Consider the following 17,939-nt stretch of genomic DNA (forward strand, 5'->3'; position numbering starts at 1 on the left):
AAAAAATTTGTATCCAGGAAATAGGCTATTTTTGGAGGAGCAGATCTTGAATATCTCTACACAAAATAATCAGGTTCATTACCTGAAAAGGTCAGGATATGAATATCTTTGGAAGGTCACTGTAGACCAGTCTGATAGTCTTATTGCAGGCTCATTTCTCGGGCATGAGATTCTACGTCTTCGCTGTATTCGTGATGTATCGACTTCGGAGGATCGCTACCAGCTAGCAGATGGAGGAGAGGGAACGCTCCCCTACCACTCCTGGATGGTTGCTCACGGAGATGAACAATGGTCGACAACGCTCTCTGAAGCTGAGATGTTAAAACGCTTAGAACCCTATCTCCAGACCATTCTATTCACGCCCACACAGATCCAACTTCATCTCTCACTGGAAGAGCAGGCCCGCATCTATGGCTTTGGCGAGCGCACCGGAGGGCTAAATAAACGTGGAGAGGCCTTTCCAATCTGGAATATTGATTTCCCAGGCCATCATGATGAGGGTGTTACCTCAATGTATACCTCCATTCCGTTTTTTACGCTTCATCATGTTGCGACGGGACAGGCTTCCGGGGTCTTTATTGATTACACTGGTCAGATCAATGCCGATCTGGGTGTGAGCGAGCCCGGTATTGCAACGCTTACAGCTGAGGCGAATGAGCTTCCAATCTATTTTTTTACTGGTCCTACTCCTGCCGATGTTCTGCGCCAATATACTGAGTTGACCGGGCGCATGCCTCTTCCAGCGCGGTGGACCCTTGGCTATCATCAGTGTCGTTGGAGCTATGCGTCAGCCGAACTGGCCAGTTCGATTGCCGATCAACTTCGCGAACGTAAACATCCAGCCGATGCCATCTGGTTGGATATTGATTATATGGATGGGTACAGGAACTTTACCTGGCATCCTGAGCGCTTCCCAGATCCCGTGGCATTGACCAAAAAATTACATGAACAGCATTTTCATGTGGTCACCATTCTCGACCCCGGAACCAAGGTTGATGAAGAATATTCCATTTATCGCGAAGGGTTGGCGAATGATTATTTCTGTCGCTACCCCAATGGAGAACTGTTTGTTGGCAGCGTCTGGCCCGGTAATAGCGCTTTTCCTGATTTCTCACAGGCAGCGGTACGGGCATGGTGGGGGAAAAATTACAAAGCACTCTTGGATGCTGGCGTAGATGCCATCTGGAACGATATGGATGAACCAGCCCTCACGAATTCGCTGCTTAATACTGATGAGGATGAACCATCGCTCTGGGGTAAAACTATGGATGCAAGTGTTGTGCATCAAGCTGGAGGTGCTCATGCTACTGGTCCTGATGGCCCTACGGTAAGCCACCGCGACTTCCACAATGCATATGGCATGGAGCTTGCACGCACAACCTACGAAGGCCTGCGCTCACTTCGCCCTGACTCGCGCCCTTTCGTCCTCACCCGCTCGGGCACTGGTGGTATGCAACGCTATGCAGCTCTCTGGACTGGTGACAATACCAGCAAATGGTCTCATATTCGTCTGGCGGTCCGTATGTGCCTCTCGATTGGAGTAAGTGGACAGGCCTTTGTGGGCTCAGATATCGGTGGCTTTCATGATGATAGCAATGGAGAGCTCTTAACACGTTTTAGCCAGTTGGGAGCGCTCATGCCCTTTAGCCGTAATCACAGCTCTAAAGAGACCGTAAGTCAGGAACCCTGGGCCTTTGGCGAACCTTATGAAAGCGCGATCCGCAAAGCGATAGAGACGCGCTATCAGTTGCTCCCTCATCTCTATACGCTCTTCCAGCAAGCTACTATTGACGGCTCACCAATCATGCGCCCACTCTATTATCACTATCCGCAGGACGAGCAAGCCGCAAATGTCGAGACACAGTTCCTGATTGGTGAAACCTTGCTCTCAGCCCCTATCTCAGAGGCCGGAGCAACCAGCAGAGAAGTCTATCTTCCTGAAGGGGAATGGTTTGACTATTGGGATGGGACGCCCTATTCTGGTCTGGCTACGCATGAGGTTCCAGCACCCCTTGAGCGCTGGCCATTCTTTGTGCGTGCCAATAGCATCATCCCAACTGGACCTGTGCTGCAATATACAGACCAACCCCATCAGGAGCCGTTAACTTTCACCTGCTATCTCACAAAAGACGGTCTGGCAAGCTACACGCTCTATGAGGACGATGGTCAGACCCAGGCATATCGCCAGGGGGCTTTTGCTACGACGACGCTGAGCTGCCAGACAACTGGTGAAACAGTGACAGTACAGCTCGAGGAACAGCATAAGGGCTACAAACCCTCATATGCTTTCTATACTATTATTGTTCATATTGGCGATCGTACCTTGCAAGGCCAGATCCAGACGGGTCAGGGGGCGACAACGATCAAACTGTCTTAGACATCCGGAGGCATGGCGGGTAAGATCTTTCTTTCTTCGATTGATACCCGTCAGAAGCCAGCCAGTATAACCATCTAAAGGATCGCTTTTTTTGTAACAAGAGTGTAACAAGAGGCTTGAATAGGAACAGAATCTTTTTAGAGGAAAAGCGATCCTAGCGTTATAGCTGCAATCACTCCTAGTGTCAGATAGTCGATCCAATGCAGATTCTGCTCATGCAACCGCGTCTGCTGGCCTTCGGACTGATAGCCACGCGCCTCCAATGCGACTGACAACTCGGACGCTCGCCGCAATGTCCCATGTATCAGAGGAACAAAAAACATAGCCAGGCAGCGCATTCGCTCGAACAGGCTCCCCTCTGTTATATCAGCCCCTCTTGCACTCTGCGCTTTGATTAACTGCTCCGCCTCCTCAAACAAGGTTGGAATAAAACGCAGGGCCAGGAGAGCCATTAAAGCGAAATCATCCACTGGTAGATGAAGGCGACGTAACGGATACAGCAGCCAGGTTGTCGCTTCAATTAAGGCAACTGGCAATGTGGTCATTGTTAATAGGAGAGAAAAAAGATAAAGCTCTAAAAACACGGCAAAACTTGTGACCAGGGCCCACACACTTCCATAAGTAATGATTACTGGCCCGACTGGCAAGGCTTTGGAGCCCGCAAGCAGAACAATGCCCACCAGTACCAGCACACTAACCAGCAGCATGAAGACCAGAAAAGATCTGGCAAGGCTGATAACTGTGGAAGACAGAGATGCACCAAGAGGGCGTAAAAAGCTGGACAAAAAAAGCAAACAGATGACTCCACAGCTACTCAGGAGTATTGAAATCGCCAGTGATGGCAGAACCTGCCATGGCCCCAGCCGGGTAAAGACTCTCTCATCCCCCTGCTGATTAAAGATCGCAAACAGGGCGCTGGTGAGCGTCATTGCAATCAGAAACCAGACGCGATGCCAGATCTCACGTAGTGTAATACCCGACAGAAGAATACCAGCCAGCGCCAGTCCTCCAACGATAAGATACGGCGCAAAATGCCATATGCGATGATTCGCAATGAATAAAATCCCAACCATCCAAAAGATACTGATTAATTTGGTGCGAGCCTGCAAACGATGGAGCAGACTTTTGCCTGGATAGTAGATTCCAATAGAGATATTTTTCAGCATTCTTTAACCTATTGATGAGCTTGTCTTCTTTGATTGACGAAAAAGGCATACACCTCTTCAAGCGTGAAGAGCTCTTCGGGAATAGACATCCCCTGCTGACGCAGGAGATGGAGTAATTCGTTGAGTGGAGGAAGGGCTAAACCATACTGTAAAACCTGCTGGCTCTGCGCAAAGATCGTTCGAGGAGGACCTTGTAGCACAAGTCGACCCTCATGCAACAGATAGAGACGATCACAGATACTCGCGACCTCTGCCATATCATGCGAGACCAGAACGATAGTTACCTCCCTCTCCAGGCGGATCTCCTGTAAGATCTGATATAACTCCTGTCTGGCCTCTCCATCCAGTCCTACGGATGGCTCATCCAGAATAAGGATCGTGGGCTCCATTGCGAGCAACACGGCTAATGCAACACGGCGGCGCTGACCACCACTTAAGGCAAATGGAGAACGTTGCGCATACTCGGGCAATGGCAGATGAACCGCCATAAGAGCGCGATATACCCGCTGCTGGACCTCACTCTCACTTAAGCGCAACCGGCGGGGTCCAAACGCGACATCATCATAAATCGTGCGCTCAAATAGCTGCGATTCAGGAAATTGGAAGAGCAGTCCGACGCGCCTGCGGAGCTCTCGCACTGTGCTCTGCTTCGTCCCTAAATTCACTCCGTCAACCCAGACTGTGCCAGAAGTCGGGCGCAACAGCCCATTAAAATGCTGCACAAGCGTTGTCTTACCAGAACCATTGGTTCCAATAATAGCAACGCAACTACCTCGCTCAATTTCTAATGAGACGTCCGTTAAAACATGCCTGGGAGATGGGCCCGATGTATAGGCGTAACCAAGGTTCTGCGTCCGAATAATTGTCTCGCTCATGAATGTAGCTCTCTTGCCATTGCCTCGAGACTCATAGCCTCTTCAGAAAGGTGTATGCCTGCTTTACGCAAACGGGTTGCCAGCACAAAAGGTTCAGGAATGGCTAATTTTAGTGCTTGTAAACGCTCAAGATCAGCAAAGATTCTTGCAGGAGTATCCTCTTGGACAATGCGGCCTTGCTCCATCAACAGGACGCGCTGCGCTCGTATCGTCTCTTCCAATAAGTGCGTCACATGCAGAATAGTGAGGCCATATTCTTGATGTAAGCGAAAGAGCAGATCAATAATCTCTTGTCGTGCGATTGGATCGAGGGCAGCAGTCGCCTCATCAGCAATAATGCAATCAGGGCGTAGGGCCAGGATACCAGCAATAGCGACCCGCTGCTTCTGCCCTCCTGAAAGCTTATGGGGTGGGAGCCAGCGAAGATGAGCAATATTCACGGCCCTGAGGGCCTCATCGACACGCTCACGAATCACCGGAAGGGTAAAACCGCGCCGGGCCAGGCTCCAGGCTACATCATCCTCAACAACGGTTGCGATCAGTTGATTATCCGGAGATTGGAAGATCATGCCAATTCGTTCACGAATCTGGCTGTGCAATTGCTGCTGACTGGTAAGCATTCCGGCAACAAATACACGCCCACTATCAGGCAGAAGAAGAGCATTACACAGGCGAGCCAGCGTCGACTTACCACTGCCATTATGGCCCAGAAGAGCTACATATTCCCCCTGCTCAATCCGCAAGTTCACCTCTACGAGGGCCTGAACCTGGCTCTGCGCACCTGCCGACAGAGGATAGGCATAGCTAGCCTGTTGTATATCAATAAGTGGAGTTCTCGTCATAGTTAGAACCGGCTCCGTACTTTCTTTATCATCTTGCGAGGGATCAAGCGTTGGAAGAGCCAGCGCAGTCGGTGAATAAAGCGATCATTTGGAAAAGGGCGAACCTCATATCCCAGCCAGCGTACGAGCGTATTTGTGGCGACATAGACACATACAACAACGGGCAATAAGATTGTCAGAAGCGCCAGATAAAGAGAGAGCCACCAGTAGGTGATCAGCCAATTCGAAGCAGCTACCAGTTGTGGATGAATGGTCTGCCGCCACATCTCCCCCTGCCCCATCCTTTCATAGCTACTCGCCAGCACAGGGAAGAGTGCTTCCTCAGCCTGATGAATCGAGTCAAAAAACGATTGTAACGAGAGGTGAAAAAAAAGTGTCAACAGAAACAGCCAGCAGTAAAGAAATAACGCCCCACCCAGGGCTCCCAACACGATAATAGCAACATGGCTGAAACGGCGCTTCATGGTCAGGCCCAGATAGAGTCCACCAGCCCCTTCTAAAAGCATAGGGAAGAGACTATGTGGACCAATCACCACTGCAACAATAAACATGCCTACGACCAGCCCCATCATTCCAACATAGAGACCTCGCCTCAGGACCAGGACTGCAAAGGCGACAAAACACAGTAATTGAAAAAACGACGAGCCTACCGGCAAAAACACGGCAATCAGATGAAAAACAACGGCAATATCGGCAAGCAGGGCCCCCTCCGCAATTTCAATTGCCTGTAATCTTCTCAATATCCTACTCCATCCTACAAGTTTCTCTGCTGAAAGTCGCTATTTATGCTTCATCAACTGATTTCATGGACTGATAAGCGCCCCGGAAATAGACAAGAGGCAGGTTAGATGAAATGACCTCTGCACTCAGAACCTCTCCAATAAAGATGCTGTGATCTCCACCATATTGGCTCTCAACGAGCCGACATTCAAGCGTGGCAAGAACGCCATTGAGAAGAGGGATGCCCAGTGGTCCCTTTTGATGAGGGATCGATGAAAAATCAACCAATCCTTGACGGGAAAAATGGCGGGAAAGGTCTTTATTCTCCTCCGAAAGAATATTAACGCCAAACAGACCGCTCTGTATAATGAAATTATGGCTGGATGCCCGTTGATCAATACAGATGAGAATCAGAGGAGGCTGCAAAGAGAGTGAACAGAATGCACTGACGGTCATGCCATAATCTTTGCCATGAAGAATAGTTGTGACAACCGTGACGCCAGACGCAAATTGTGCCAGGGCCCGACGAAATTCAGTGGTATCAACGCTCATGCATGTTGCGGCAGGGTCTCCATTGGATACATGGGGAGAAATGCCGCTCTCCTTTCGCTAAGTATGCAACGTTTCGTTCGGAAGGCCTTTTTTTTGAACGGGAACGGCTAAACCCCACCGCTTGAGCAAGTAATGTGATGCATCTAACAAGAGAGTTTCCTAAACACGTCAATTGGCACGCTCATTTCTGAGAATGAGCCTGGTACAGTAGCGGGCTTTCAAAGAAGCCACTAAGCCTTCATCTGAATGATAATGCTCAGTCATGGTTTTCAATACCATTCAATGGTAGTTCTCAATCGTACTATACAACATCCACAACACCCGTTAAAAAAGTTGAGTGAACGGGCTCATAACATACAACAGGAAAGCACTCAATCGAAATAGCATACGAGGTGCCATAGAGCAAGCCACATAGGACGAGAAGTCCGAACTGGTCAACAGCAGGCTTGCTCCATGACGGCCCCAGGCGCTTCACGCCTGGAGTCGTTGCGAGAATCAGAACAAGGTTGGCATATCAACCAGGGGACTCAGGGTACGTGGCGTACCATCTCGATTCATCAGAAAAGGATTGAGGACCCCATCATCATCAGTCGGCGAGAGCCCGGCCTCCTGAATAAAGCGCGAGGGAATGGCATCTGTACCTCGATAGCGCAAAATGCAGGAGAGGAACAGGTACTTCTGTGCTCTTGTAAAGGCAACATAGGCCAGACGCCGCTCTTCAGCCAGGCCCGACAGAATAATGGGACCATCCTCAGTCGCCATGGTATAAGAACGCTTATGGGGAAAGATCCCTTCCGTCAGACCCATCACAAAGACAACGGGCTTCTCCAGACCTTTACTTTTATGGACCGTCAAGAGCGTCACACAATCGCGCTTATTCTTACTATTATCTTCGGCCTGATCCTTCAATGTCGCCATCGCCTGCAAGAAGTGTCGAATGGTATGATGCTTCTGCGCAATCTGAGTCAGTTCCTCAAGTTCATCATAGCGTGCCTCAGACTTCGTATCTTCCTGAGGCACAGGGCTGCTCTCATCAGACTCCTCATCCTGCTGTTCCTTATGTCTGCTATCATAGTGGCGCAGGTGCACATCATAGGCAAACTCACGCAACAACTTAATTGCTTCAGCCGGATGATTATGGCAACGTGCAGCGACGCGCTTGATCAAGGCCACAAAGTCTTTTACCCCCAACTGATACTCTTTCGCAATGGTGTATGCCTGCTCATCACAGAATTGTAAGAGTGGACGGCCACTGGCAAAGCCACTCAACGTGCCAAAGAAAGTGGGAGTAAAACGATGAGAAGTCTTGCCAGAACGAGCAAAATATTCTTTAGACGGAATATTTGCCACAACACGAAAGGCTGCATTCTGTTCACCACAGTGGACGGGCGTAAAGATATCATCCCAGCGCTGCGGCAGCGGAGTATTCTTTGACGCCTGGAAATCCTGATGGATACGCACACCATCTACCAGAGCCAGATAGGCCAGCATATCGCGGGTCGTCTTCCGTTTAAAGAACGAGGACCCGCCCAACGCTCGATAAGGGACCCGCTGCCGAGCCAGAGCAATCTCCAGCGATGACAGATGATGATTGGTGCGCGAAAGCACAAAGATATCGCGATACGAGAGCTCTTCGCCCTGTTGACGCCAGGTACGCACCAGTTGATCAATACTGGTAGCGATCCCCTCGGCTTCGGTCTCTTGATCGGGATAAGCGGTCACCGTTACAGGAGACCCGCTGGGCTGAGTTGGGCGTAACACCTTCTCAAAACCAGGGGTCACTTCATTATGTCCGATGAGGCGATTAGCTGCCTCAAGAATCTGGGGCGTCGAACGATAATTATGCTCGATTCGATAGATCTGGCCCCGAGGGTACATCGCCTTAAAGGAAAGAATTGAGGCTTCAGGGCTGGCACCTCGGAATTGATAGATAGCCTGATCTGGATCTCCAACAACGACGACATTATTTTTGGGTGCCGCCAGATGCTGGATCATCTTATATTGCGATGGATTGGTATCCTGCGTCTCATCAACCTGCAAGTATTGATAACGTGCCTGCCAGGTCTTACGAAATTTAGGACTTCCCTCCAGCAGCAATAAAGGAACATAAATCAGATCGGAAAGATCATATAATTTTTCTTTTTGCTTTGTCTTTTCGTACAACACAAAAAACTCTTGATAGCGCTCAGCTAACTCAGACTCAATACTCAATTCTGCTGAAAAGAAAGCAGCAGAATCCTCTGGCTTGATCAGCTCTTCCTTCGCTCGATCAACACCCCGCAAGACATCGGTAATATCGACGTCCCAGTTCATGCCCCGCGTCCGATTACTGCGCCAGGGGCGAATGATATCTTCTGACAACCACTGCCTGGGCTCACCACTAATTAAACGTTGATTGAGCTCCTGTGGCTTCCACTCCAGCTTCTCACGCAGCATCTGATGTCCAAGCCCGTGGAATGTCACCACCCGTAAAGCCTTGAGATCCTTAGCCGCCATGCCACGTGTGCGCAAGGCCTTGAGGGCTCGCTTCTCCATCTCCTCAGCCGCCGCGCGAGTAAAGGTGACGCAGAGAATCGATTCTGGAGCGATGCCTTCGTCAGCTATCAGACGCACCAGGCGCTGCACGAGAATAGAGGTCTTGCCAGTCCCCGCAGCCGCAATAAAAGCAGCCGGTCCATTGGTATGGGCAATCGCCGCCTCCTGTTGTGGGTTGGCACTAAATTGCATCTGTGAAGCTGTCTGTGTCTTCGCTTTCTGTCTAACTCCCTGAGAGGTCATCCTGGCTCCATCTCTTTTGTTCACGTGATACAGGTGCCCCTGGCTCACCTGAGGGGCGGAGCATCACGCATTCCTGACAACGCACAATGAGAAAAATGGGTTACCATCATAGGGTTTCAATTGTTTTTGGATACCCCCACTTTCACAACATTTTTTCAATCATGGCTCACTACTATAGCATGCGAAGATCAGCTTCGCAACAATTCCAGGAGGTGCAAAATAGTTTTTTATCCTTCAATTAGAGATAGCCCTCTTAGTAAGATTATGAGAATCATTTATATGTATATTTTATCAATGAGATTGAAAACAGCCGGTGAGAGCAGCTACTATCTCTACGCAATGAAGACCTTACGTAGCCATACAGGACGTTCTCATATTGTGGCAGCCGCTACAGCTCGCCCTCTTTCATCACAGTACTAATTGTAGAAAGCAATCATCTCCATGATCATAATCATGTAACCAGCATTACAAATTTTGTTGAGCCATTATCGATCGGTCTCTCTGTGTTCACTCCTCTATTAGTGAGCATTTCTTCTATACTTCTCAACTAGAGGTGACAGATCTATCCATTGACTTCTTCATTCATCTTATGTATGCTCTACACATGAATTTGTAACAGCAGTTTCAAAAAGACATTCCTTCTCAATGATCTTTCGTCTGGGGATATTTGTAACTGCTTCTACAAAATAGACGAATACAGCTCTGTTCATGGTCACATTTTCACGAGTGTGTCTGTTTTGAGTGGTCGCATGGATGTCAGCGGATTATATATTCCCGACTGATGAGAATGAACTCATCGCTCAACGCCGGACCGGGAAGGGCCCCTCTCTTTTGCTCGATAAAGAAAGCATGAGGCAGGTGACAACATCGGAGACATGACACTCAATGCTTCTGATTATAAGGAGTACTCTTTAGATGAAAAGTTCATCCCGGCATTATCTTAAGCTCTTTTCGCTCTCATTCCTGCTTTTATTTGTTCTGGCAGCCTGCGGAGAAGCTCAAACCACTGGATCAACCGGCACGCCTACGCCCAGTCCTCCAATTACGGTCAATCTTGGCTATTTCCCCAATATTACGCATGCAATCGCACTGGTTGGGGTTGCCAATAAAACGTTTGAGAAGGCCTTTGGAGCCAATACGTTGAAGGTTACGACCTTTAATGCCGGGCCAAATCTGATCGAGGCGCTTCAGGCAGGCTCAATCGATATTGGCTACGTTGGCCCAAATCCAGCTATCAATGGCTATGTCACCGGCCACGGTCAGACACTCCGCATCATTGCCGGTGCTTCAAGCGGTGGTGCACTCTTTATCGTTCGCCCGGGCGCAAATATTAAAAGTGCTGCCGATCTGGCTGGCAAAAAGCTCGCCACACCTCAAAAGGGGGGCACACAGGATATCTCGCTCCGCTACTACCTCCAGAAGCATAATCTGAAAAGCACTGATGATGGTGGTTCGGTCCAGATTCTGCCTGCAGACAATTCCGTTATTCTCAATGAGTTTAAGCAAGGGCAGATCGATGGAGCCTGGGTTCCTGAGCCCTGGGCCTCACGCCTGGTTCAAGAGGGCAAAGGAACAGTCTTTGTCGATGAGCGCACACTCTGGCCCAACAATAAATTTGTCACGACCAATGTTGTGGTTCGTAAAGCATTCCTTGATCAGCACCCCGATGTCGTTGCAGAGTTTCTGAAGGCCCATGTAGAGACCGTCCAGTATATTAACAAGAATCTGCCAGACGCAGAGAAGCTGGTAAATGATCAGTTACAGACCTTAACCGGCAAGCCACTGGCACAGAGTGTCCTCGATCAATCATTTAAAGATCTCGATATCACCTATGATCCCCTGGCAAAATCGCTCTTCACATCAGCGAACAATGCCTTTAGCCTGGGCTTCCTGGGTGATTCCAAACCTGACCTCAGTCACATTTATGATCTCGATCCTCTGAACAAGATTTTAAAAGACAAAGGCCTGGCAACGGTCGCGGCCTCATAGAGGGAGATGAGCAATGGCTTCTAATATAGCAAGTATAGCAAGCGTTTCCCAGACTACTGAGCAGGAGGGCAAGGGGAGTTTAACTCCTCTTGCCCATGGTACGTCTCTGCGCATTGAGGGTGTCAGTAAAACATTTGAGAGCAATGGACGCCAGGTCGAGGCGCTACGCCCGGTCGATCTGAAGATTGCTTCTGGCGAATTCGTCTGTTTTCTTGGCCCCAGCGGTTGTGGGAAATCGACGCTGCTGAGCATTATTGCAGGACTGGAATCGGCCAGTAGTGGGACTGTCTTTGCCAATGATCGAGCCGTCTCTGGACCAGGTACTGATCGTATTCTCCTGTTCCAGGAAGCCGCTCTCTTTCCCTGGCTAGATGTCCAGAAAAATGTCGAGTTTGGCCTGCGCCAGGCTGGTATTCCAGCTCGCAAACGCGCTGAGATCGCACACAAATTTATTGAGCTGGTTCATCTCAAAGGTTTTGAACGCAGCTATTCGCACCAACTCTCTGGTGGAATGCGCCAGCGTGCCGCAATTGCACGCGCTCTGGCAATTGATCCGGAAGTCCTGCTGATGGACGAGCCCTTTGGAGCACTGGATGCGTTTACCCGTGATCGGCTTCATAGCGAGCTTGAGTCAATCTGGTCCAGCACACAGAAAACGATTCTTTTTGTTACGCACAATGTCCGTGAAGCGGTCGCATTAGGGGATCGTGTTGTCGTGTTTGCTCCACGCCCTGGTCGAATCGTTCGCGATTTCCGCATCGATCTTCCCCGGCCTCGCAGCCTCGAAGATCATAATCTGGTCGACAAAGCCGCTGAGATCCTTGAGGTGCTGCGCAGCGAGACCGAGGCCAGCGAACAGGAGGAACACAATGGCACGCGCAATTAATCTCTCTCGACCAACCGCTCAGTATAAATGGCTCTTTAAATTACTGCGTCAGTTTATTTTTTATGTTTTTGTGCTGCTCATCTGGGAAGGGATCAGTCGATCAGGCATCTGGCCAGACTATCTCTTCGTAGGTCCAACGGCGGTCGCGCATAGCCTGATTGTTGGTTTCCAGAAAGGGACTATGATCACGGCTATTCTGGTCAGTATGCGTCGCCTGTTTCTTGGATATGTTATCTCAGTGGTGATTGGAGTTATCCTGGGGCTGCTCATCGGAAGCAATCGCTATATTGAAGAGACGCTTGGTTCTCTGGTGCTTGGTCTCCAGGCTCTTCCCAGCGTCTGCTGGATTCCGCTTGCTCTGCTCTGGTTTGGTCTGTCTGAACAGGCTATGTTGTTCGTAGTCGTGATGGGGGCTCTCTTCTCTGTAACTTTGAGCGTGGATGCTGGCATTAAAAACACGCCACCTGTCTATGTGAAAGCTGCACGCAATATGGGTGCTCGCGGACTTGCGCTCAATACACAGGTCATCCTGCCAGCGGCCCTCCCCTCGATTCTCACTGGCTTGAAACAGGGATGGACCTTTGCCTGGCGCTCATTAATGGCTGCTGAACTACTCTATATTACCCCAAGCCTGGGCGGATTGTTGGATAATGGTCGCAACTTTGGGGATATTGCGCTAATCTTTGCTGTCATCATCATTATCATTGTCATCGGTCTGACTATCGATAACGTAATCTTTAATCCGCTGGAGCGCCTTATTCGTACACGCTGGGGCTTCGCTGGAGCTCACTAGCCGATAAACGAGAAGATAAACGCTATATAATTAAGAAGAGCGGAATGTGCTTGCCAGAAAGCTCCGCTCTCCTTTTGTTATACGTTCTGAAAAATACGACAATTATGCAAACTGGGAATGGGTATTGGCTGCAACAAGAAAACGCAGAAAGGCTTGTGAGGCCGGGGAAAGCAACTTATCGTTGCGCTGAATCAGGCTCAACTGCGCTTGCAATGCAAAATCTAGCATTGGCAACTGCACAAGTTCTCCACTTGCAAGCTCTCTCTGTACCACAAGTTCTGACAAAATAGTAACCCCAACTCCACTCATCACCATCTGCTTTAGCGCTTCATTATCAGAGAGCGTCAATAAAGGCTGAATCACCAGGCCTTGTATGCGACATGCTTGCTCTATTACTTCACGAATACCGCTTCCCTCCTCGCGTAACAACAGCTCTCCAATACAGATCATCTCTGCACTGATACTCTCTTTCTGAGCGAAAGGGTGCTGGGGGGACGCTACAAGAATTAAACGATCCTGGGAAAAAATATGCATCTGAAGAGGTGGTGGAAGCTCGGTCGCAGTCCCTTCGATCAGGCCAAAATCAAGCTCCCAATTAAGGGTCTTTTCCATAATCTCATGAGAGTTCAGGACAGCAATCTGTAATCGCACACGTGGATAACGCTCTCGAAAGCGGGCGACAATGGGCGGCAGAAGATAGGTCCAGGCGGTGGTATTGACGGCCAGGCTCACTTCTCCACCTTCGACATCCCGCAATGCTCCCAGAGCTGCATCCATCTCATGTTCCAATGCAAATAAGCGACGTGCATAACTTTGAAGCACACGACCTGCTTGAGTCAGGACAATTCTTCGTCCTTGCCTCTCCACAAACTTCAGGTGTGCCTCGCGCTCTAAACTTTGAATAATCTTGGTGACGGCGGGCTGACTTAAATTTAAGACCTCAGCCGCACGTGTGACATGCTCCAGTTCCGCTACCTTCAAAAATATACGTAAGTTCTGTAGATTCATTGACCTCAGCGTCCCCCAACTATAACCAGATACCTATTAAATCGGCAAAAAACACCCTGGCATCTGCATGATATCAGACGAAGGGATAAAACGTACAGAATTTTGTAAACAAAAGCCAACCTCATTCCAAATATTGATGAGGTTGGCTGTTTTATCAGACATCTGGTTATGAATGGAGGGCTTAAGAGAGAAGGAGTCTTTATTCCTACTCAAGAAACTTGGACGCCTTTACCTTTCGTTGGAGAGCAAGAATGTGAGCACCGCACTCAGGAATTCGGCTGGATACTGGATATTCGATAAGTGAACTGCGGATAACATCACCAGTTTTGAACCAGGGACTGTTGCAGCGATCAATTCGCTGTGGCTGGGCAGCGTTACCGTATCGTACTGACCACCAATCACCAGTGTTGGGCAGTTGATCAGTGCCACGGTCCTGCGCATATCCATGTCACGGACCGTAGCCCAGCATCCAGCAATCCCTTGTGGCTCCATAGCGAGCAACGTGGCGCGAGTTGATTGTATAATGGCGCACTCCTCCTCCAACATATGTGGAGGAAACCAATTTCTGAGGAATCTTTCGGCGGTTTCCGCCATATTCCCAGGTTGCAGCACAAAAGAGATCAGGCCATCCCATTGTGAGGTTGGCCCCAAGAATGATGAAGTACTGCAGAGAATCAGTCGGTTTATTCTCTCTGGGGTATGGATGCCCAACCATTGGCCAACCATACCGCCGAGCGAGAGCCCACAGAAATGCACACGGCTGATCTTTAACGCGTCGAGCAACTCGATCACATCCCATCCGAGCCTGCCAATTGAATATGCTCCTTCTGGAACGCCTGAGGCACCATGACCTCTGGTGTCGTAACGGAGAACGCGAAAATGCTTCGATAAATCCTGAATTGGCCCATCCCACATGTCCACTGTGGTGCCAATTGAGTTCGAGAGAACCAGCACCAGTTTCTTCCTCAGGCAAGTAAGCGCATGCTCACGCTTCAACTCCGCGAATTGGAAGAAGATGGGATCATCCATAGAGAAATTTATAAAGAGGTTCCGCCAAAGGTGGAGTATTCACTCACGCCGTGTGGAGAAAGCCTCAAGCCTATCCTGCTTCTGATGGCTGATTGGGGACAAAAACGGATAGAGAGTATCGTCGAGCAGGAAAGAGACAAGGAAAGAGAAGCCAGACAAGGTTGTGGTCTTGAGGAGTTAGCACCTTTAAAGGTTTGAACGCCCTGGCGGTCGCCTGATTGCGTGCAGTGACCATCCCAACGCTCATTGGCCACAAAGGCTGGATTTGGGAGCAATGAATCGCGTACACGCTATAGATCTGCTGTAGATTTAAATTAGACGCAAAATGGGTGAAGTTTACTTTCTAATAGCGAAAGCAGAACTCACCCATTCTTCATATCACAGTGACTCTCACGTATGAAACGTTCCTGGTTTTTATTTCTCCAGACCGATAGTAATCACCCCCTCTTTTCGTGCGATCTCGGTTGCACCATGGAGCGCGAGACCTGTGCCAATGCTTAATCCTCTGGCCCGGGTCACGCTCATGATATCTAGCCGTGCCGCTTCGAGCATTGTGGCCAGTTGCTCGTCTGGTGTGGAAAGAAACAACCAGCTCAGTTCGGCACCCAACGAGATGCTCGCCTCGCTCTTGTAACGCCGCACAGCCGTAGCAACTTCGATCAAAATCTCGCCCGCAGCTTCTGCCTGCTCGCTCGCCCAGTCCGGGTTTGCCTCTGGCCAGCACGTCAGATGTATCGAGGGATGGCCCTCGTGCCCGGCGAACAGCCCGTGATAGATTTCTTCAGTCACATAGGGAAGGAAAGGAGCAAAAAGCTTGAGCGTCGTCAGCAGAGCCGAATAGAGCGTGTAGCGCGCACCTTCTCGGAGTGGGCTGGCCTCGCCATAGATCCGCTCTTTGCACATTTCCAGGTAGTTGTCAGCCAGATCGTGCCAGAAAAAGCTCTCGATCTCGCCTTTGGCCGTGGCGTACTCGTAGTTCTGGAGAAGATTAGTTGCACGTCGGATGACGCTCACCAGGCGAGCCAACAGCCAGCGATCGGTTGGCGTGAGCTCGATTCCATCGGTCACCGGTTGATACCCCTCCAAAAAGCGCTCGCTGAAACGAGCCACATTCCAGAGCTTGGTGACCAGTTTCGCACCGTTCTTGATCTTCTCCTCGCTAATTAACGTGTCTTTACCAAAACCGGTCGAAGCTGCCCAGTAGCGCACAGCGTCGGCAGAATAGCGTTCGATCATCTTCAGTGGGGCCATGGGACCACCGCCGCGGCTCTTGCTGATCTTCTCGCCGCCAGCTCCAGCCAGGCCCCATCCAGAGAGCGCCACGGTCTTCCAGGGTAGGGTATTAAAGTGATGGAAAGACTTTACGATGGTATCAAAGGCCCAGGTGCGAATGATTTCATGTCCCTGTGGGCGTAGCGCGAAAGGTGACACTCGCGCATAGAGAGCCGGATCCGCGAACCAGCGCCCTGCGATCTGTGGCGACATCGAGGAAGTGGCCCAGGTATCCATCACATCCTCTTCCGGCGCGAAGTCCGTACAGCCACACTGACAGCTATGTGTGGGCTGCTGCGTCGTTGGATCAATCGGCAGCAGTTCCTCGTCGGCCAGCAGCACCTCGCCGCACTGGCGACAGTACCAGAGTGGAAAGGGCACGCCAAAGTAGCGCTGGCGCGAGATACACCAGTCCCAACCCAGGTTCTCCACCCACTCGCGATAGCGGGTGTGCATATGTTCTGGCTGCCACTCGATCTGCTCCCCAGCCTCAAGCAACTGCTGCTTGAAATCGAGCACACGAATAAACCACTGCCAGGCCACCAGGTACTCCACCGGCGTATCGCAGCGCTCATGCACACGCACGGATTGTGTCACAGACTCGCGCTTCAGCAGCAAACCGTGCTCTTCTAGCTGCGCCACCATACGTTGCCTCGCTGCCTTTGTGCTCAGCCCCGCAAATTCACCCGCAGCCTCAGTCATGCGCCCATCACGTCCGATGATGATCTTGAGGGGCAGTTTGTGCGTATACCACCATTCCACATCAGTCACGTCGCCAAAGGTACAGCACATCACTGCACCAGTACCTTTGGCGGGATCGGCCTTTGGATCAGCCAGTAGCGGCACCTTGAACCCCAGCAGCGGCACCGTCACCTGTGAGCCAATCAGATGAGTATAGCGTGTATCTTCAGGATGCACAAACAAAGCCACACAGGCGGACAGTAACTCTGGCCGCGTCGTGGCGATCGGTAATGCCGAGCCACTCTCCAGGGTGAAAACAATGGTGACAAACTCGCTCTCTCGCTCCAGGTCGTTTAGTTCTGCCTGAGCAATAGCAGTGTGGCATGTGGGACACCAGATGGTCGGGGCCTCACGGCGATAAGCCAGGTCCTTTTTGTAGAGGTCGATAAAGGACCACTGCGAGGTTTTGCGCGACCACTCGTCGATGCTGCGATAGCTGTAACGCCAGTCAACTGAGAGGCCAAGCCGCTGCCAGATCGTCTGGTAATCCTTCTCGACTTCATCGCTCACCTCCAGACACTTCTCAATAAAGGCTGTGCGACCCACCTGGAGAGCAGTGATGCCCATACGCTTCTCCACCAGCCGTTCGGTGGGCAGCCCATTATCTTCATAGCCCATAGGGTAGAATACGTTGTAGCCATTCATGCGCCAGAAACGGGCCATAAAATCAGTATGACTGTAAGAATAAGCATGGCCGAGGTGCAAGTTGCCCGACGCGGTCAATGGAGGGGTGTCGATAGCGTAAATCTCACGTTGTTCGGGTTGCTCGTCCTCACGTTTGAAGTGGTAGGTGCCCTCGCGCTGCCAGAGATCGCACAGGGCCGGTTCAGTTATACTAGGGTCGTACCGTTTGGACAGACTCATGTCCATCGCTCCTTTTCCCAATAAAAAAACCCTTCAATCCACATGAG

The 17,939-nt window shown here is 50.4% G+C and carries 13 protein-coding genes and 1 pseudogene; 5 read left to right on the forward strand and 9 right to left on the reverse strand.

The genetic code is table 11. From position 1 onward, the window contains the following. The first annotated feature begins 46 nt into the window (after window positions 1-46). On the forward strand, window positions 47-2,377 hold the full coding sequence (locus tag EL628_RS14030; RefSeq protein WP_161975500.1) for a glycoside hydrolase family 31 protein: 2,331 nt from the start codon (window positions 47-49) through the stop codon (window positions 2,375-2,377). Window positions 2,378-2,514: 137 nt separating this feature from the next. On the opposite strand, the gene EL628_RS14035 is transcribed toward EL628_RS14030, so the two are convergent. From EL628_RS14035 to EL628_RS14060, 6 genes are all read right to left on the reverse strand, one after another. Further along, window positions 2,515-3,543, reverse strand: a complete 1,029-nt coding sequence (locus tag EL628_RS14035; RefSeq protein WP_126580560.1) for an energy-coupling factor transporter transmembrane component T family protein — start codon at window positions 3,541-3,543, stop codon at window positions 2,515-2,517. Window positions 3,544-3,551: 8 nt separating this feature from the next. After that, a complete protein-coding gene (locus EL628_RS14040) occupies window positions 3,552-4,418 on the reverse strand; it encodes an energy-coupling factor transporter ATPase (protein WP_126580561.1) in 867 nt (288 codons plus the stop codon). Continuing rightward, a complete protein-coding gene (locus EL628_RS14045; RefSeq protein ID WP_126580562.1) occupies window positions 4,415-5,260 on the reverse strand; it encodes an ATP-binding cassette domain-containing protein in 846 nt (281 codons plus the stop codon). The genes EL628_RS14040 and EL628_RS14045 overlap by 4 nt, the downstream gene beginning before the upstream one ends. Window positions 5,261-5,262: 2 nt before the next feature. After that, the gene (locus EL628_RS14050) at window positions 5,263-6,000 is read right to left on the reverse strand and encodes a DUF2232 domain-containing protein (RefSeq protein WP_161975501.1); all 738 of its coding nucleotides are present in this window, start codon (window positions 5,998-6,000) and stop codon (window positions 5,263-5,265) included. A 43-nt stretch (window positions 6,001-6,043) separates the two neighbouring features. Next, the gene (locus EL628_RS14055) at window positions 6,044-6,532 is read right to left on the reverse strand and encodes a flavin reductase family protein (protein WP_126580564.1); all 489 of its coding nucleotides are present in this window, start codon (window positions 6,530-6,532) and stop codon (window positions 6,044-6,046) included. Between the two features lie 495 nt (window positions 6,533-7,027). Continuing rightward, complete coding sequence (locus EL628_RS14060; protein WP_126580565.1) at window positions 7,028-9,310, reverse strand: ATP-dependent helicase; 2,283 nt, start codon at window positions 9,308-9,310, stop codon at window positions 7,028-7,030. A 915-nt stretch (window positions 9,311-10,225) separates the two neighbouring features. Between EL628_RS14060 and EL628_RS14065 the strand changes: the two genes are divergently transcribed. From EL628_RS14065 to EL628_RS14075, 3 genes are read left to right on the forward strand one after another with little or no spacing between them, the layout of a single operon-like run. Then, window positions 10,226-11,299 carry an ABC transporter substrate-binding protein gene (locus EL628_RS14065; protein ID WP_126580566.1) on the forward strand — a complete coding sequence of 358 codons (1,074 nt, stop codon included), beginning with the start codon at window positions 10,226-10,228 and terminating at the stop codon, window positions 11,297-11,299. 13 nt (window positions 11,300-11,312) lie between these two features. Then, window positions 11,313-12,185, forward strand: coding sequence for an ABC transporter ATP-binding protein (locus tag EL628_RS14070; protein WP_126580567.1), 873 nt, complete (start codon window positions 11,313-11,315; stop codon window positions 12,183-12,185). Then, entirely contained in the window at window positions 12,169-12,978 is an 810-nt protein-coding gene (locus EL628_RS14075; RefSeq protein WP_126580568.1) for an ABC transporter permease, read from the forward strand. Before EL628_RS14070 ends, EL628_RS14075 begins: the two co-directional genes overlap by 17 nt. Window positions 12,979-13,080: 102 nt before the next feature. Here the strand turns inward: EL628_RS14075 and EL628_RS14080 are convergent, their stop codons facing one another. Beyond that, window positions 13,081-13,986, reverse strand: a complete 906-nt coding sequence (locus EL628_RS14080) for a LysR family transcriptional regulator (RefSeq protein ID WP_126580569.1) — start codon at window positions 13,984-13,986, stop codon at window positions 13,081-13,083. Between the two features lie 228 nt (window positions 13,987-14,214). After that, window positions 14,215-14,940 carry an alpha/beta fold hydrolase gene (locus EL628_RS14085; RefSeq protein ID WP_218028919.1) on the reverse strand — a complete coding sequence of 242 codons (726 nt, stop codon included), beginning with the start codon at window positions 14,938-14,940 and terminating at the stop codon, window positions 14,215-14,217. A 9-nt stretch (window positions 14,941-14,949) separates the two neighbouring features. Here EL628_RS14085 and EL628_RS14090 point away from each other — a divergent pair. Next, a pseudogene (locus EL628_RS14090) lies at window positions 14,950-15,213 on the forward strand (winged helix-turn-helix transcriptional regulator); the annotation flags it as partial. Between the two features lie 216 nt (window positions 15,214-15,429). Here the strand turns inward: EL628_RS14090 and EL628_RS14095 are convergent. Beyond that, on the reverse strand, window positions 15,430-17,892 hold the full coding sequence (locus tag EL628_RS14095; RefSeq protein ID WP_161975502.1) for a valine--tRNA ligase: 2,463 nt from the start codon (window positions 17,890-17,892) through the stop codon (window positions 15,430-15,432). Window positions 17,893-17,939 lie beyond the last annotated feature (47 nt).

Source organism: Tengunoibacter tsumagoiensis (assembly GCF_003967535.1).
Taxonomy (GTDB): domain Bacteria; phylum Chloroflexota; class Ktedonobacteria; order Ktedonobacterales; family Ktedonobacteraceae; genus Tengunoibacter; species Tengunoibacter tsumagoiensis.

Excerpts from the sequence above, each read along its gene's own strand:
- EL628_RS14035 (WP_126580560.1), bottom strand. The coding sequence starts at position 3,543 with ATGCTGAAAAATATCTCTATTGGAATCTACTATCCAGGCAAAAGTCTG.
- EL628_RS14040 (WP_126580561.1), bottom strand. The coding sequence starts at position 4,418 with ATGAGCGAGACAATTATTCGGACGCAGAACCTTGGTTACGCCTATACA.
- EL628_RS14045 (WP_126580562.1), bottom strand. The coding sequence starts at position 5,260 with ATGACGAGAACTCCACTTATTGATATACAACAGGCTAGCTATGCCTAT.
- EL628_RS14055 (WP_126580564.1), bottom strand. The coding sequence starts at position 6,532 with ATGAGCGTTGATACCACTGAATTTCGTCGGGCCCTGGCACAATTTGCG.
- EL628_RS14060 (WP_126580565.1), bottom strand. The coding sequence starts at position 9,310 with ATGACCTCTCAGGGAGTTAGACAGAAAGCGAAGACACAGACAGCTTCA.
- EL628_RS14065 (WP_126580566.1), top strand. The coding sequence starts at position 10,226 with ATGAAAAGTTCATCCCGGCATTATCTTAAGCTCTTTTCGCTCTCATTC.
- EL628_RS14070 (WP_126580567.1), top strand. The coding sequence starts at position 11,313 with ATGGCTTCTAATATAGCAAGTATAGCAAGCGTTTCCCAGACTACTGAG.
- EL628_RS14075 (WP_126580568.1), top strand. The coding sequence starts at position 12,169 with ATGGCACGCGCAATTAATCTCTCTCGACCAACCGCTCAGTATAAATGG.
- EL628_RS14080 (WP_126580569.1), bottom strand. The coding sequence starts at position 13,986 with ATGAATCTACAGAACTTACGTATATTTTTGAAGGTAGCGGAACTGGAG.
- EL628_RS14095 (WP_161975502.1), bottom strand. The coding sequence starts at position 17,892 with ATGAGTCTGTCCAAACGGTACGACCCTAGTATAACTGAACCGGCCCTG.